Origin of the sequence: Aquamicrobium lusatiense, assembly GCF_014201615.1 — a bacterium.
Classification (GTDB): Bacteria; Pseudomonadota; Alphaproteobacteria; order Rhizobiales; family Rhizobiaceae; genus Mesorhizobium; species Mesorhizobium lusatiense.
In genome coordinates, this window is record NZ_JACHEU010000008.1 from 22,058 (window position 1) to 37,595 (window position 15,538).

14 protein-coding genes are annotated in these 15,538 nt (G+C 63.7%); 3 read left to right on the forward strand and 11 right to left on the reverse strand.

The window, feature by feature from the left end:
• Positions 1-144: 144 nt before the first annotated feature.
• Together tdh and HNR59_RS20070 are read right to left on the reverse strand one after the other, a co-directional pair.
• Entirely contained in the window at positions 145-1,167 is a 1,023-nt protein-coding gene (tdh, locus tag HNR59_RS20065) for an L-threonine 3-dehydrogenase (RefSeq protein ID WP_183833017.1), read from the reverse strand.
• Between the two features lie 16 nt (positions 1,168-1,183).
• A complete protein-coding gene (locus HNR59_RS20070) occupies positions 1,184-2,386 on the reverse strand; it encodes a glycine C-acetyltransferase (protein ID WP_183833019.1) in 1,203 nt (400 codons plus the stop codon).
• A 262-nt stretch (positions 2,387-2,648) separates the two neighbouring features.
• Between HNR59_RS20070 and HNR59_RS20075 the strand changes: the two genes are divergently transcribed.
• The gene (locus HNR59_RS20075; protein ID WP_183833021.1) at positions 2,649-3,233 is read left to right on the forward strand and encodes a helix-turn-helix domain-containing protein; all 585 of its coding nucleotides are present in this window, start codon (positions 2,649-2,651) and stop codon (positions 3,231-3,233) included.
• Positions 3,234-3,355: 122 nt separating this feature from the next.
• On the opposite strand, the gene HNR59_RS20080 is transcribed toward HNR59_RS20075, so the two are convergent.
• From HNR59_RS20080 to cyoA, 9 genes are all read right to left on the reverse strand, one after another.
• Complete coding sequence (locus HNR59_RS20080; RefSeq protein WP_183833023.1) at positions 3,356-4,546, reverse strand: YeeE/YedE family protein; 1,191 nt, start codon at positions 4,544-4,546, stop codon at positions 3,356-3,358.
• Between the two features lie 100 nt (positions 4,547-4,646).
• Positions 4,647-5,558: a sulfurtransferase gene (locus HNR59_RS20085; protein ID WP_425488688.1), complete on the reverse strand. Its 912-nt coding sequence runs from the start codon at positions 5,556-5,558 to the stop codon at positions 4,647-4,649.
• A gap of 239 nt (positions 5,559-5,797) precedes the next feature.
• Entirely contained in the window at positions 5,798-6,331 is a 534-nt protein-coding gene (locus HNR59_RS20090; RefSeq protein ID WP_183833025.1) for a response regulator transcription factor, read from the reverse strand.
• Positions 6,324-7,592, reverse strand: a complete 1,269-nt coding sequence (locus HNR59_RS20095) for an ATP-binding protein (RefSeq protein WP_246374883.1) — start codon at positions 7,590-7,592, stop codon at positions 6,324-6,326. The genes HNR59_RS20090 and HNR59_RS20095 overlap by 8 nt, the downstream gene beginning before the upstream one ends.
• Positions 7,593-7,648: 56 nt before the next feature.
• Entirely contained in the window at positions 7,649-8,428 is a 780-nt protein-coding gene (locus tag HNR59_RS20100; protein ID WP_425291418.1) for an SURF1 family protein, read from the reverse strand.
• Positions 8,425-8,820 (reverse strand): cytochrome o ubiquinol oxidase subunit IV, encoded by a 396-nt coding sequence (cyoD, locus tag HNR59_RS20105; protein ID WP_183833031.1) that lies wholly within the window; start codon positions 8,818-8,820, stop codon positions 8,425-8,427. The genes HNR59_RS20100 and cyoD overlap by 4 nt, the downstream gene beginning before the upstream one ends.
• Positions 8,817-9,449, reverse strand: coding sequence for a cytochrome o ubiquinol oxidase subunit III (gene cyoC, locus HNR59_RS20110; RefSeq protein ID WP_183833033.1), 633 nt, complete (start codon positions 9,447-9,449; stop codon positions 8,817-8,819). Before cyoC ends, cyoD begins: the two co-directional genes overlap by 4 nt.
• 4 nt (positions 9,450-9,453) lie before the next feature.
• Positions 9,454-11,457: a cytochrome o ubiquinol oxidase subunit I gene (cyoB, locus tag HNR59_RS20115; protein ID WP_183833035.1), complete on the reverse strand. Its 2,004-nt coding sequence runs from the start codon at positions 11,455-11,457 to the stop codon at positions 9,454-9,456.
• Between the two features lie 14 nt (positions 11,458-11,471).
• Positions 11,472-12,632, reverse strand: a complete 1,161-nt coding sequence (gene cyoA / locus HNR59_RS20120) for a ubiquinol oxidase subunit II (protein WP_183833080.1) — start codon at positions 12,630-12,632, stop codon at positions 11,472-11,474.
• A gap of 213 nt (positions 12,633-12,845) precedes the next feature.
• Between cyoA and HNR59_RS20125 the strand changes: the two genes are divergently transcribed.
• Entirely contained in the window at positions 12,846-14,159 is a 1,314-nt protein-coding gene (locus HNR59_RS20125; protein ID WP_183833037.1) for an MFS transporter, read from the forward strand.
• A 137-nt stretch (positions 14,160-14,296) separates the two neighbouring features.
• On the forward strand, positions 14,297-15,535 hold the full coding sequence (locus HNR59_RS20130) for an NAD(P)/FAD-dependent oxidoreductase (RefSeq protein ID WP_183833081.1): 1,239 nt from the start codon (positions 14,297-14,299) through the stop codon (positions 15,533-15,535).
• The last annotated feature ends 3 nt before the right edge of the window (positions 15,536-15,538 follow it).

A 15,538-nucleotide genomic window follows, 5' to 3' on the forward strand; every position in this document is an offset into this window, starting at 1 on the left:
ATCTTTGCGATTCAGAGAAAAGCAGAAATGCTCCAACGTGCAGGCAGCACTTTCACGCCATTGAACTGCAGCCTTTGATCGTCATGCGCCAAAGGGGAGCCGGGCATGAGTCACGCGGCGTCCTTTTGATGTGCCGATCTCCTGTCACCACTCCAGAACGATCTTGCCGGCCTCTCCGGCGGCGGCATTGGCGAAGGCCCGTTCATAGTCTTCGGCCTTCATGCGGCTGGTGATCACCTTGCGCACGTCGAGACCGCTTTCCAGCATGGCGAGCATCTTGTGCCAGGTCTCGAACATTTCACGCCCATAGATGCCCTTCAGCGTGATCATCTTGAACACGACCTTGCCGAGATCGAACGAAAACGGTTTGGCCGGCACGCCCAGCAGTGCGATGCGCCCGCCCATCAGCGTGTGGTCGATCAGCTGCTCGAAGGCGGCCGGCGCGCCGCTCATCTCGAAGCCGATGTCAAAGCCCTCGCGCATGCCAAGCCTTGCCATGGCGTCGCGCAGTTCCTCCTTCGCCACATTGACGGGTGTCACGTCGGCGACCTTGCTGGCGAGTTCCAGCCGTGCCGGATTGACGTCGGTGATGACGACATGGCGCGCGCCGCAATGACGCGCGACGGCGGCGCCCATGATGCCGATCGGTCCCGCGCCGGTGATCAGCACGTCCTCGCCGGCCACGTCGAAGGAGAGTGCCGTATGCACGGCGTTGCCGAGCGGATCGAGAATGGCGCCGAGCTCATCGTCTATGGTGTCGGGCAGCGGCACGACATTGAAGGCCGGCACGCGCACGTAATCGGCGAACGCGCCGGGCAGGTTGACGCCGATGCCGCGCGTTTCGGGATCGAGATGATAGCGGCCGGCCCGGCTGGCGCGGCTGCGCATGCCGATGACATGGCCCTCGCCGGACACCCGCTGGCCGATCGTGAAGTCGCGGACGTGGGAACCGACCTCGACGATCTCGCCGGCATATTCATGGCCGGTCACCATGGGCACGGGCACGGTTTTTGCTGCCCACTCGTCCCAGTTGTAGATGTGGATGTCGGTGCCGCAGATGCCGGTTTTCTTGACCTTGATGAGAACGTCGTCGGGGCCGATTTCCGGTATCGGGCGCTCTTCCATCCAGATGCCGGGTTCCGCCTTGGCTTTGACCAGTGCGCGCATGAGCTGCTCCTGCGGGTCAGATGATGCCGAGCGTGCGCCCGGCATCCTTGAAAGCGTCGATGGCGAATGTGACGTCCTCATCCGTCAGCGCGGCCGACATCTGGGTGCGGATGCGCGCCCTGCCCTGCGGCACGACGGGATAGAAGAAGCCGGCGACGTAGACGCCGCGTTCATCGAGGGCGCCGGCCATGCGCTGCGCCAGCACGGCATCGCCGAGCATGACGGGAATGATCGGCGTTTCGCCGGGAAGAAGCGTGAAACCGGCCTCGGTAAGGCCTTGGCGGAAGCGCGCGGTGTGGCGAGCGAGGCGGGCGCGGAGGTCGTCGGCTTCGCGGGCGATTTCTATCGCCTTCAGCGACCCTGCGGCGACGGCCGGTGCAAGGCTGTTGGAAAACAGATAGGGCCGCGCCTGCTGGCGCAGAAGATCGATGATCGGCTGCGAAGCGGCGATGAAGCCGCCCATGGCGCCGCCCAGCGTTTTGCCGAAGGTGCCGGTGACGATGTCGACACGATCGCCTGCGCCCGTCAGAGCGGGCGTGCCGCGCCCCTGATCGCCCAGATGGCCGGTGGCATGGCAATCGTCCACGGCCACGATCGCGCCGAAGCGCTCGGCCAGATCGCAGATTTCCGGCAAGCGGGCGATGTGGCCGTCCATCGAGAACACGCCGTCGGTGACGATGAGCCTGAAGCGGGCGCCTTCCGCATCCGCCTGCCTGAGCTGCGCCTCCAGATCGTTCATGTCGCCCGGCGCATAACGGAAGCGCTTCGCCTTGCTCAGGCGCACCCCGTCGATGATGGAGGCGTGGTTCAGGCTGTCGGAAATGATGGCGTCCTCGGGACCGAGCAGCGGCTCGAACAGGGCGCCGTTGGCATCGAAGCAGGCGGCGAACAGAATGGCGTCGTCCTTGCCGAGATAGGCGGCGACGGCGTGTTCAAGCTCGCGGTGCAACATCTGCGTTCCGCATATGAAGCGCACGGAGGCCATGCCGAACCCGTAATCATCGAGCGCCTGCCGGGCGGCTGCCTTGATCTCGGCATTGTCGGCGAGGCCCAGATAGTTGTTGGCGCACAGATTGACCATCTGCCGTTCGCCCCCGGGGCCCCTGACGCGGATGCGGCCGGATTGCGTGCCTGCGATCAGACGCTCGCGCTTGTAGAGCCCGTCCGCCTCAATGCCGGCAAGCACGCCTTCGATGTGGGAAAGGAAATCCGGTGTCATGGGCTTCTCATCCGTTAAATTGGAATTTCCAATATAGTGGATCTGATGTTAAATCCAGAGGAATGTTTATGCCAACCTGCCGGATGCGCTGCCATGCGGCCTGCATCCGGTGCGATGAATGAGGCCATCCGGTGTTTCAGATGCGCAAAAGCGGCCCCTTGCATCTTGATCAGGCAACGGATTGAGCGGAAGAACGGTTCCGATTTTGCAGTCCGGCGGCCGACTGCTCTCTCCTCCGGCCTGCTGCTTTGGAAAAGATGAAATGGACAGTGTGAACGAAGCGCCGAAGATCGGGCCCGTCATTCAGGCGGAGCGCAAGAAGCGGCATCTGACGCTCGACCGTCTGGCCGCGCTTTCGGGCGTTTCGCGCTCGATGCTGTCGCAGATCGAGCGCAGCGAAGCCAATCCCACTTTTGCGGTTCTGTGGTCGCTGACGCAGGCGCTGGGCATCGATTTTTCACAGTTACTGGCCGGCGGCACGTCGCAGCAGCGCAAGCCGGACAGCATCGATCTGGTGACGCTGGCGCTGACGCCTGAGATCAGGAGCCCCGACGGCGCATGGCGGCTGCGGATTCTCAGCCCGCCCATGCTGGCCGGTCAGGTCGAATGGTATGAGGTGGAGATTGCGCCCGGCTGCATGCTGCAGAGCGCGCCCCATGCTCCCGGCACGTTCGAGCATCTCACGGCCTACAGCGAGGGCCTGCTGGTCGAAACGGAGCATGGGTCGCAGAAGCTGGCGACGGGCGAAACCGCGCGCTATCGCGCCGATGTCGCCCATGAGATCAGGAACACCGGCAGGCAGACCGCCCGTGCGCTGATGGTGGTGCTGCACGAACTCAAGGCCTGAACCGCGTTCGCTAAAGCATGTCGCCCGAAAGTGGGAACCGGTTTCGGGATAACGACATGCGTAAAAACAGCAACTTAAAGCGTAAGGCGCGATCTGAAAGATCGCGACACGCTTTAAGCGGTTCAGGCTGCCGGCGCCGCGTTGCCCAGCCGGCGCGAGACGGTCATGCCGATCCATGCGCCCAGTGCGCAAAAGATCAGGAACACCCAGCCCGAAACGGCGCCGGCATGGATGCCGGAGAGAAGAACGCCGACCGTGCAGCCAAGGCCGGTCATGGCGCCCCAGCCCATCAGGATGCCGCCGGCCAGCCCCTTGCCGACATCGCGGCTCGTCGGACGGCGGGGCTGGAACTGTCCGCCCGCCAGTGCCGCGGCGAAGCTGGCGATGACGATACCCAGAACGAAAACTCCGTTGGCTGACAGCAATGTCTGCTTGACCACGGTGGCGCAGCCGCGCAGCAGGTCGAGACCGTGGAGCGTATCAGGCAGCAGGCCGGATGCCGAACCGGCGGTGCGCACGATGCTGCCGAGTTCCGCCGTCACGCCGAGTGGTGCCACCCGCAGATAGGCGATGGCCGAAATGATGGCGACCAGAAGCCCGGTCGTGACGGGCGGCCAGCGGTCCACGAACAGTTTTCCGGCCGTGCCGCGCAAATCGTAGCGGCTCGGGGCAGCCGGTTCGGGATTGCCGGAAAAGCGCAGCAGCAACAGGCCGATGACAGCGATAAGCGCAAGGCTGACGAGCAGGGTGCCCGTGTAGCCCAGCCGGTGCGGCAGCCAGATGGCCGGGCTTGCATAGATCGCCAGCGTGAACAGCGGGTTCCATGTGAGAAAGCCGATGAAGAAGCCGATACCGGCGCCGATGAGCGCGAAGGGCGAGCTTGGCGAGCCTTCGCCCAGCCGATACAGATGCGCCGACAGGCAGGAGCCCGATATGGCCATGCCGATGCCGAAGGCGAGCGCTGCAAAAGCCAGCACCGGCCCGACCGGTCCGATATGCGCGTTGGGCGGCAGGCGTCCGGGCTGCGGCACCGGCACCCAGGCCATCATCACCGCGTGATAGAAGGCGACGCCGGCCGCCAGCGCCACGACGATGGCAAGCAGTCCGCGCGGGTCGCGCTTTTCCACGAAATCGCGAAAATTGCACAGAAAGCAGAAGCGCCCGCGCTGAAGCACGATGCCGAAGGCAGCACCTGCAAGCAGGGAAAAGGAGAGATCGCGCCCGCCGGGCTGGCCGTGAAGAAACCATGCCAGAACGGCTATGCCAGACAGCAGCACGACCGGCGCCAGCGTTCTTGTTGCCCCGGATTTCATTGCATCCTCCCCCGCAGATATGAAACGGACAAGGAGGCGGGCACTCGAACGCCCGCCTCCGGTCCTGATGGGTATGTTGCGACGCTTTATGCCGGAACGGTTATTTTCCGGTCCAGACGGTGCCGGCCACGTTGACGACCGGCACGCCGACGGCGTTGCCATATTCGGTCCACGAGCCGTCATAGTTCTTCACGTCGTAGCCGAGAATGCGCTTGAGGGCGAACCAGGTGTGCGAGGAACGCTCGCCGATGCGGCAATAAGTGACGATGGGCTTCGAGCCGTCGATGCCCTTGGCCGCATAGATGGCCTTGATTTCCTCGGCCGGCTTGAAGGTGCCATCTTCCTGCACGATGGAGCCCCATGGCACGTTTTCCGCGCCGGGAATGTGCCCGGCCCGCACGGCCAGTTCCTTCACGCCTTCAGGCGCGAAAACCTTGCCGGTATATTCGTCGTTGGAGCGGATATCGACGAGGCTCGCCTGCTTGCGACCCTCGGCGATGTCGAGCACTTCGGTGAAGCGCGCGCGCAGATCGTCATTGCGCTCGGGAAGCACGATTTCGGAGGCCGCATATTGGGGCGCTGCGGTGTCGAGCGGCAGCCCCTTCGCTTCCCACAGCTTGCGGCCGCCGTCGAGCAGGCTGGCCTCGATGCCGTAGACGTTGAATACCCATGCGCCCCATGCGGCGAACCAGTTGTTGTTGTCGCCATAGAGCACGACATGCGTATCGGCCGTTACGCCCGCTTCGCGCAGTTTCTTCTCGAAATCCTCCCGCGAGGCAATGTCGCGCCGGGTCGGATCGACCAGTTCGGTGTGCCAGTCGAGGTGAACGGCGCCGGGAATATGGCCGCGTTCGTAAACGCCTGTATCGACGCTGACCTCGAAGACGCGAACGTCCTTATTTTCCAGATTATCCTGCAGCCAGTCTGCCGTTACCAGAGGTTCGGCCGCATGTGCTGCGCCAACCATGAAGAAGGCGCCCACCAACACCCCCGCTCTTCTCAGGAAGTTCATAACGTTGCACTCCTTATAGTGTCATTACGAAGTGCGTAGTTTCGCCCGCTATGGGCGCGCAGGAAAGAAAACCGATCCCAATAATCGGAAGGGAGACAGGTCGGATTGCGCGCATTTACGGGTTTTGAACAAATTCAATCCGTATCCGCTGTTTCCGAGAAAGAAACGCCTATGGCCGGGAAGCGGCGATGGACTTCCCGGTCAGGTTTATCGGCAATATTCCTGTAAGTAATCGGAGGTCAGGAAACCCGGCGTTTCTCAAGTTTTCTGGCAAGCGTGCGGCGATGCATGCCGAGACGCCGCGCGGCTTCCGAAATATTGAACTCGGCTTCCACCAGCGTCTCGTGGATCCGTTCCCATTCCAGCGTCTTGAGCGAGGTCTTGCGGCGGGTCAGGGCCACGTCAGCATCGCCTTCCATCTTGCCGAATGCGGCTTCGATCTCATCGGTGTTGGCGGGCTTGGCGAGATAGTGACAGGCGCCGAGCTTGATCGCCTCGACCGCCGTGGCAAGGCTTGCATAGCCGGTCAGCACCACGATGCGCATTTCCGGGGCCCGGTCATGCAGCATCTTGACGGCCTTCAGGCCCGAGCCGACGCTGAGCTTGAGGTCGACCACCGCGTAATCGGGCAGCGCGCCCTCCAGCGCATCGGGCAGGGCTTCCAGCCCTTCGCAGACCTCCACCTCGTAGCCGCGCCGCTGGAAGGAGCGCCGCAGGGCGCGCGCGAAAGCCGCATCGTCCTCCACGATTAGCAGGGATCTGGCACTATCCATGGCGATCCGTTCCGGAAAGAGCTGCCAGAGGCAGGGTTACGGTCACAAACGCGCCCCTGCGGGAATTGTTGCATGCCGAGACCATGCCGCCGAGCTTGCGCACCGCGTTGACGACGAGAAACAACCCCAGCCCGCTGCCCGGCCGGTTCTTGCTCGACTGATAGGGCTTGCCGAATGATTCGAGCATTTCCGGCCTGAAGCCGGGTCCTGCGTCCCTGACGACGACTACCAGTTTGTCCTCCTGTCGGCTGACGGAAAAGCCCACCCATGCGGGCGAGGCTTCCAGAGCGTTATCGAACAGATTGAACAACACCTGCCTGAGAGCCGCATCGGAAACGATGGCGGCGTCCGGTTCGAAGGCGTTGTCATAATCCAACTTCGCTGGCGACCGGCTGGCGCGCCACTGTAGCACGGCGTCGTCGAAGAAGTCACGCACGGTGGTGCGGATCGTGCCCTCGCCCCTCGCCTCGCCCGACGAGACGAGAATGCCGGAGACGATCTGTTTGCAGCGATCGAGCTGCGCCTGCATCTCGGCCATTTCGTCGGCCAGTTCCTCATTCTTGCGGAAAACAGGCATGCGCCGCCAGTCGCCGAGAATGACCGACAGGGTGGCAAGCGGCGTGCCCAGCTCATGCGCGGCGCCGGAAGCGAGAAGGCCGATTCGCACGATATGGTCCTCCTCGGCCGCCTGTCGGCGCAGGTCGGCCAGATGGGCATCGCGCTCCTGAAGGTTGCGGGTGATGCGCGTGATGTAGAGCACCAGCAGGCAGGCAGTCAGGGCGAAGCTGATGAAGCTGCCCTGCACATGCAGGTTGAAGAACTCGTCGGCATCGCCGCCGGGCAGCAGCAGCGGCCTGTTGAACACCATCAGCAGCAGGAAAGCGATGCTGGCAAGCACCACCAGCGCCCATGTCGAGCGCGTATCGAGCAGCGTTGCGCCGAGCGAGATTTGCAGCACATAGAGCAGCACGAACGGGTTGGCCGCGCCACCACTGAGATAAAGCTGGGCGGTGAGCGCGGCGACGTCGAGCAGCAGTTCCATGAACAGCCCGACATTGGAAATCGGCTTCTCGTTGCGCAGCCGGGCGAGCGTTGCGCCATTGAGAAGGATCAGCAGCAGAACGATTGCCGCCATCGGCTCCAGCGGCAGGGTGATGCCGATGCCGTAATGCACGATGAGGATGGTCGCCACCTGGCCGATCACCGCCAGCCAGCGAAGCTGCACCAGCAGCATGAGATTCTTGCGATTGGTCATTTCCATGGCCGGCATCCGTCAGGTTCCTCCTCCCCAAGATCCGCATTCGGCTGAGTGTCCTCTCACTCGTCGCCTTGTGTTCCGCCATCAGGCGGGCGGGGCGCCTTAAGCTCCCTGCGCCGCCATTCATGCAGCACATACCAGGCCGCCGCCAGCGCCATTCCCATCAGCGCGAACCATGTCAGCGCATAGACCAGATGGCTGTTGGAGAAGGTAATGCGGGTGAGGCCGCCGCGCGGCCAGCCGCCTGCGTTGGGTGTCGCATCCGCATCGACGAAATAGGGAGCGGTGTCCTGCAATCCGCGCGCGGTGGCAATCGCGGCAACATCGCGGGAAAACCAGCGGTCGTTCTGCGGATCGTTGTGGCGCAGGAACCCGCCGCCCGGCTCGCTCATGCGCAACAGGCCGGTGACGGTGGCTTCCCCTTCCGGCGCGCCCTCAGCGCGCGTTGCGGGATCGCGGAACTGCGGCGTGACGAAGCCCCGGTTGACCAGAACGGTGAAGCCGTCATCGGTCACAAGCGGAGTGACCACCCAATATCCGCCATCCAGATCGGTCACGGCCTGAACGAGCGCTTCCTTGTCGTGCAGGAAGCGGCCATGCAGGTGCACCCGCAGATATTCGTGAGAGGCCGGGGAGATCGCGTTCCAGCCGGAGGGGCCGGGTGCTGCGACGGGCTCGGCATTCACGCGCGCCTCGACGCGGGCGATGAGGTCGAGCTTCCATTGCAGGCGTTGCACCTGCCAGATGCCGAGCGCGGCAAGAAGGGCCGCGCAGACAAGCGCGGCGCCGGCCAGAAATATAACTCTGGCCGGAGGACGGTTCCCGGACCGCCCGTTCACCGCATCTGCTGCATGTCGTGGAACGGCATGGTGTTGGCGTTGAGGTGGTACATGACCCATAGCGAACCGGACAACGCGATGACGACGACGATGATGGTGAAGATCAGCGCCATCATGGTCCAGCCCTGCTCCGAACGCGTGTCCATGTGCAGGAAGAAGATCATGTGCACGACGATCTGCACCGCCGCGAAGCCGACGATGATGAAACCGGTCAGCTGCCTGCTGTCCAGAACGTCGCCCATGACCAGCCAGAACGGAATGGCGGTCAGGACCACGGAGAGCAGGAAGCCGATCAGATAGCTTTTCAGCGAACCGTGGGAATGCCCTCCCCCGGCGTGGTGGTGGGCGTCCTCATGATGGGCACCCTCGTGATGGGTAATGGGCGCGCTCATCGCAGAACTCCCAGCAGATAGACGAAGGTGAAGACGCCGATCCAGATGACGTCGAGGAAATGCCAGAACATCGACAGGCACATGAGCCTGCGCTTGTTGGCCTCGATCAGCCCGAACCTGCCGACCTGAACCATCAGCGTGACCAGCCAGATGATGCCGAAGGTCACGTGCAGGCCGTGCGTGCCGACCAGCGTGAAGAAGGAGGACAGGAAGGCGCTGCGCTGCGGGGTCGCCCCGATATGGATCAGGTGATGGAACTCGTAGAGCTCGATGCCGAGGAAGGCGAGGCCGAACAGGCCGGTGATGCCGAGCCAGACGAGTGTGGCACGCACATTGCCCTTCACCATCTCCAGCATGGCAAAGCCGTAGGTGATGGAGGAAAACAGCAGCATCGCCGTGTTGACGGCGACCAGCGGCAGGTCGAACAGGTCCTTCGGCGCGGGTCCGGCGGCATAGCTGGTGCCAAGCACGCCATAGATCGCGAAGAGGCAGGCGAAGATGAGGCAGTCGCTCATCAGGTAGAGCCAGAAGCCGAGCAGCGTGCCGCTGCCCTCTTCGTGGTGGTGGTCTTCCGTCAGGTAGAAGACGGGCGCTTCGGCGCCGTCCATCGTCCGGGTCGTGGCGCTCATCGGATCAGGCCTCCCCAGCCATCAGCTTCGTGCGCGCATCTTCGCTGCGCGTCACGTCCTCGACGGGAATGGTGAAGCCATTGTCGTAGTTGAACGTGTGATAGATCGACACCGCGATGATGGCGATGAAGCCGAGCGCCGCCAGCCACCACATGTACCAGATGAGACCGAACGACATGACGATGCTCAGGGCGGCAAGAATGATGCCCGTGCCCGTGTTGTTCGGCATATGGATGGGCTTGAAGCCTTCCAGCGGACGGACATAGCCGCGCCTCTTCATGTCCCACCATGCATCGTTGTCGTAAACGACCGGCGTGAAGGGGAAGTTGTAGTCAGGCGGCGGCGAGGAGGTCGCCCATTCCAGCGTGCGTCCGTCCCACGGGTCGCCGGTGGTGTCGCGCAGTTCCTCACGCTTCCAGATGCTGACGGCGATCTGGATGATGAAGGCGACGATGCCGACCAGCACGAGGAACGCGCCGAAGGCCGCGATCTGGAACCAGATCTGGATGGAGGCGTCGTCGAACACGCGCAGGCGCCGCGTCACGCCCATCAGGCCGAGCACATAGAGCGGCATGAAGGCGAAGAAGAAGCCCAGCACCCAGCCCCAGAACGAAATCTTGCCCCAGAACGGATCGAGCTTGAAGCCGAACGCCTTCGGGAACCAGAACACCATGCCGGCGAACAGACCGTAGACAACGCCGCCGATGATGGTGTTGTGGAAATGCGCGACCAGGAAAAGCGAGTTGTGCAGCACGAAGTCGGCCGGCGGCACGGCCAGCAGCACGCCCGTCATGCCGCCGATGACGAAGACGAACATGAAGGCGAGCGTCCACATCATCGGCAACTCGAAGCGGATGCGGCCGCGATACATCGTGAACAGCCAGTTGAAGAGCTTGGCGCCGGTCGGGATCGAGATGATCATCGTGGTGATGCCGAAGAACGAGTTGACGCTCGCGCCCGACCCCATGGTGAAGAAGTGATGCAGCCACACCAGATAGGACAGGATGGTGATGCACACCGTGGCGTAGACCATCGAGGTATAGCCGAACAGGCGCTTGCCCGAGAAGGTCGAGACGATCTCGGAGAAGATGCCGAAGGCGGGCAGCACGAGGATGTAGACCTCGGGGTGGCCCCAGATCCAGATGAGGTTGACGTACATCATCGGATTGCCACCGAGATCGCTGGTGAAGAAGTTCGTTCCCACATAGCGGTCGAGGGTCAGCAGCGTCAGCGTCGCGGTCAGGATCGGGAAGGTGGCGACGATCAGCACGTTGGTGCACAGCGACGTCCAGGTGAAGACCGGCATCTTCATCATCGTCATGCCGGGACAGCGCATCTTGACGATGGTGACGATGAGATTGATGCCGGACAGCGTCGTGCCGACGCCCGCCACCTGCAACGACCACAGGTAATAATCCATGCCGACGCCGGGGCTGTGCTCGGCCCCCGACAGCGGCGGATAGGCCAGCCAGCCGGTGCGCGCGAATTCGCCGACGAATAGCGACATCATCAGCAGGATCGCGCCGGCCGTGGTCATCCAGAAGCTGAAATTGTTGAGGAACGGGAACGAAACGTCGCGCGCGCCGATCTGCAGCGGCACGAGATAGTTCATCAGGCCCGTCACCAGCGGCATGGCCACGAAGAAGATCATGATCACGCCGTGGGCGGTGAAGATCTGATCGTAGTGGTGGGCGTTGAGATAGCCTTCCGAGCCGTTGAAGGCCATCGCCTGCTGAAGGCGCATCATCACCGCGTCGGCGAAGCCGCGCAGCAGCATGATGATGCCGAGGATCATGTACATGATGCCGATGCGCTTGTGGTCGACGGTGGTGAACCATTCGCGCCACAGATAGCCCCAGAGGCGGAAATATGTGATGGCGCCCAGCAGCGCTATGCCGCCCAGCGCCACCACCGCGAAGGTGGCGACGAGGATCGGCTCATGCAGGGGCAGCGATTCCCATGTGAGCCTGCCGAAGATCAGCTTGGTAAGGTCGGTACTGTTGAACATGTGCTCTGTAACGCTCAGATGCCGAAGGGCTGGCGCACGGACATGGCCGGCGCGGCGGAAGATATGGGAGCAGGACGCGGCAGCCCGGCACCAACGAGCGGTGCGGGATCAACCTGAGGAACAAGCGATGCCGACCAGGAGACGGCTTCCGAAGCGGCCGCTTCCTCAGGCGTGCAGATGCTCGCCACATCGACGGAACGGCGTCCGAACAGCGCGGTGAGCGCCGACGGGCGACCCTCTTCAAGCGGTTGCAGCAGGCGCAGGCCCGCCAGACCGAGGCCGCCCTCGGCATCGATCGCCATCATCTCGTCCATGCACATGCGGCCGGGCTCTGCGCAGCGGTCGCGGATCAGCCGGAAAAGCTGCTCGTCGACGGAGGCGTAGTGGCGGGGCTTCTCGTTCTCGCTGGGCTTGGCGAGCTCCAGATAGGCGAAGCGGTCGAGGCCGCCGCCAGCCTCTTTTACCCTGGCGACCCACTGGTCGAAGCCGTCATGGTCGACACCGTGGAAGGTGAAGCGCATGCCGGAGAAGCCGTCGCCGCTGTAGTTGGCAGAGAAGCCGTCATATTCGCCCGGACGGTTGATGACGCCGTGCAGCGTCGTTTCCATGCCGGGCATGGCATAGATCTGGCCCGCCAGCGCCGGCACGTAGAAGGAATTCATCACCGAGGTCGACGTCAGGCGGAAGCGGATCGGGCGATCGACGGGGGCTGCCATCTCGTTGACCGTGGCGATGCCGTATTCCGGATAGATGAAGAGCCACTTCCAGTCGAGCGCGGCGACCTGCACCTCAAGCGGCTCGACCTCCGCCGCGACCGGCTGGCCGCGCGCGATGCGGTCGAGCGGCCGGTAGGGATCGAGCAGATGGGTGTACATCCACGTCACCGCGCCGAGGCAGATGATGATGAGCAGCGGAGCCGCCCAGATCACCAGTTCCAGATGGGTGGAGTGATCCCAGTCGGGCGTATAGGTCGCTTTCGTGTTGCCGGCCCGGTAGCGCCAGGCAAACAGGGCAATCAGCACCATCACCGGAATGATAATGAGCAGCATCAGCACTGTTGCGATGATGACGAGGTCGCGCTGCTGCCAGGCCACGTCTCCGGCGGGACTGAGCACCACGAGATCGCAGGCGCTCAGCAGGAACGGCAACAGGGTCAAAGCCAGAAGTCTTGTCAGTTTCAAGGCGAAGATCCGATCAATGGGCCCGATCGATGGGCGGTTCGGGGGCACGGCTAACCCCTTGAGCGGGAGCGGCACATTGGACAATTTGCCCAATGCCGCAATGCAGCATGAAGAGGCTAAGCACCGTGCGAAGGCCCGGCAGGCCGTTGCCGGCCATTATTCCAGAGACAGAAATTCCGTGTGATCATGGCGCATTCGCAGGCAGCAATGACAGGAGATGGGTCGCTCGGCCCGGAAGCGAGACGTGGAGGGGCGAGCCATGGGCATGTCGCGCCCGGCGAGATCGCCGTCGGCGTGTTCATTGGCCGCACGTCCGAGTTTTTCGACTTCTTCGTCTATGCCATCGCTTCGGTGATCGTTTTCCCGAAGCTGCTGTTTCCGCATCTCGATGCGCTGACGGCGACGCTCTGGTCTTTCGCCATCTTCCCGCTGGCCTTTGTCGCGCGCCCGGTCGGCACCGCGATTTTCATGGCGGTGGACCGTGGCTGGGGCAAGGGCGTGAAGATGACGATCGCGCTGTTCATGCTTGGCACGGCGACCGTGGCCATCGCCTTCCTGCCCGGCTATGAGAGCATCGGCGTCGCCGCGATCTGGCTGCTGGCGCTCGCCCGCATCTGTCAGGGCATTGCGCTTGGCGGCACGTGGGACGGCCTGTCCTCGCTGCTCGCCATGAATGCGCCTGAAGGCCGTCGCGGCTGGTATGCGATGATCCCGCAGCTGGGCGCGCCTGCCGGGCTGATCGTGGCCAGCCTTCTGTTCGCCTTCTTCGTCGGCAATCTGTCGGCGCAGGATTTCTTCACCTGGGGCTGGCGCTACCCGTTCTTCGTCGCCTTCGCGCTCAACGTGGTGGCGCTGTTCGCGCGCCTGCGCATCGTCTCGACGCCCGAATATCGCGAGCTTTTCCACAATCGCGAGCTTCAGCCGGCGCGCATCTTCGAGACGATCCGCGCCGAAGGCCGCAATGTCGTGGTCGGCGCCTTCGCGCCGCTGGCAAGCTTCGCGCTGTTCCACATGGTCACGGTGTTTCCGCTGTCGTGGGTGTTCCTGTTCACCGCCGAAGGCATCGCCCGCTTCCTCATCATCGAGGCCGTCGCCGCCGTTTTCGGCCTGATTGCCATCATGGTCTCCGGCATTGTGGCCGACCGTGTCGGCCGCCGCTCGCTGTTGCTTGGCTCGGCCATCGCCATCGCCGCCTTCTCGGGCTTTGCGCCGCAGTTGCTCGATGCCGGTCCGGTTGGCGAAGCGATCTTCATGATCCTCGGCTTCATCCTGCTCGGACTGTCCTTCGGCCAGTCTTCCGGCGCGGTGGCATCCTCCTTCGCCAAGGCTTACCGTTATACGGGATCGGCGATCACCAACGACTTCGCCTGGCTGTTCGGTGCCGGTTTCGCGCCGCTGGCGGCACTGCTGCTGTCGACGCATTTCGGGCTGATCTCGGCCGGCGCCTACCTGCTTTCCGGCGCGATCTGCACCATTCTGGCGCTCTGGCTGAACAGCCGCTTCGCTGCAAAAAAAGAGTAGCTGGCACAGGCAAGCCGCTTTACTTCGTCGGGCAGACGTCTGATCGTGAATGAGCGCGCCTCCATGCAGGAGATGCGCTCGTTTCGGATCAGAGCGTTCCCGATGAGAGAAGAATGTCCGACACGGCCCGGCCAGATTTGATCGTCCCGGATGTGATTGTCATCGGGGCGGGCGTGGTCGGTTTGTCGGCAGCACTTGTCCTGCAGCAACGCGGCAAACGCGTGACGGTCGTCGATCGTGAGGGACCCGCGGCGGGTGCGTCCGCCGGCAATGCGGGGGCGTTCGCCTTCACCGACATATTGCCGCTGGCTTCGCCCGGCATTTTGCGCAAGGCGCCGAAATGGCTGCTCGACCCGCTGGGGCCTCTGTCGGTGCCGCCGTCCTATGCGCTGGGGATCGCGCCATGGATGTTCCGCTTCTGGCGGGCCTGCGCGCCGCGCCGGGTGGCGCAGTCGACGGCGGCGCAGACCGCGCTCATGGACCTGTCGAAGGCAGAGCTGGAGCCGTTCCTGCATCGTGCCGGCGTATCTTCCATGCTGCGCAAAGACGGCAACCTTCAGGTCTATGAGGGTGAGGCCGAATTTCGTGCCTCGTTGCCGGGCTGGCAGGCGCGCGCCGATCACGGCATTGCCTTCCGCCACATGGACGCGGAGGAGATGGCGCAGATCCAGCCCGGTCTGGCGCCGCGCTTCACGCATGGCACCTTCACGCCCGGCTGGTATTCGGTCGCCGATCCGAAAGTCTATACACTGGAGCTGGCCAGACGTTTCGCAGCCGATGGCGGGGTGATCGAGCGCGCCGGCGTAACGGCCCTGCGTCCTGCCGAAACCGGCGTCGAGGTGGTTTGTGCCGACACCACCTTTCGGGCCGCGCATGTGGTGGTCGCGGCCGGTGCCTTTTCGCACCGCATCGCCCGTACGGTCGGCGAGCGCATCCCGCTGGAAACCGAGCGCGGCTACAACACCACGCTTCCGGCAGGCGCCTTCGACCTGCGCACGCAGATCACCTTCGGCGGCCACGGCTTTGTCGTGACGCGCCTTTCGACAGGCATTCGCGTCGGCGGCGCGGTGGAACTGGGCGGGCTCGACCTGCCGCCGAATTTCGCGCGTTCCCGCGCCATGCTGAAGAAGGCGGTTTCGTTCCTGCCGGGGCTCGATCCGCAAGGCGGCAGCGAATGGATGGGATTCCGCCCTTCCCTGCCCGACAGTCTGCCGGTCATCGACACGGCGCGCGCCACGCAGCGCGTCGTCTACGCCTTCGGCCACGGCCATCTCGGCCTGACCCAGTCAGCCGGCACGGCGCGTCTCGTTGCCGATCTTGTCGAGGGCCGCCCGCTCGCCATCGATCTTTCCCCCTTCTCCGCGCAGAGGTTCTGAAGC

Bases quoted from the DNA above. Each gene is read 5' to 3' on its own strand.
- cyoB (WP_183833035.1), bottom strand. From the start codon at position 11,457: ATGTTCAACAGTACCGACCTTACCAAGCTGATCTTCGGCAGGCTCACA.
- HNR59_RS20075 (WP_183833021.1), top strand. From the start codon at position 2,649: ATGGACAGTGTGAACGAAGCGCCGAAGATCGGGCCCGTCATTCAGGCG.
- HNR59_RS20070 (WP_183833019.1), bottom strand. From the start codon at position 2,386: ATGACACCGGATTTCCTTTCCCACATCGAAGGCGTGCTTGCCGGCATT.
- HNR59_RS20125 (WP_183833037.1), top strand. From the start codon at position 12,846: ATGACAGGAGATGGGTCGCTCGGCCCGGAAGCGAGACGTGGAGGGGCG.
- HNR59_RS20090 (WP_183833025.1), bottom strand. From the start codon at position 6,331: ATGGATAGTGCCAGATCCCTGCTAATCGTGGAGGACGATGCGGCTTTC.
- cyoC (WP_183833033.1), bottom strand. From the start codon at position 9,449: ATGAGCGCCACGACCCGGACGATGGACGGCGCCGAAGCGCCCGTCTTC.
- HNR59_RS20080 (WP_183833023.1), bottom strand. From the start codon at position 4,546: ATGAAATCCGGGGCAACAAGAACGCTGGCGCCGGTCGTGCTGCTGTCT.
- HNR59_RS20085 (WP_425488688.1), bottom strand. From the start codon at position 5,558: ATGAACTTCCTGAGAAGAGCGGGGGTGTTGGTGGGCGCCTTCTTCATG.
- tdh (WP_183833017.1), bottom strand. From the start codon at position 1,167: ATGCGCGCACTGGTCAAAGCCAAGGCGGAACCCGGCATCTGGATGGAA.
- cyoD (WP_183833031.1), bottom strand. From the start codon at position 8,820: ATGAGCGCGCCCATTACCCATCACGAGGGTGCCCATCATGAGGACGCC.
- HNR59_RS20095 (WP_246374883.1), bottom strand. From the start codon at position 7,592: ATGGAAATGACCAATCGCAAGAATCTCATGCTGCTGGTGCAGCTTCGC.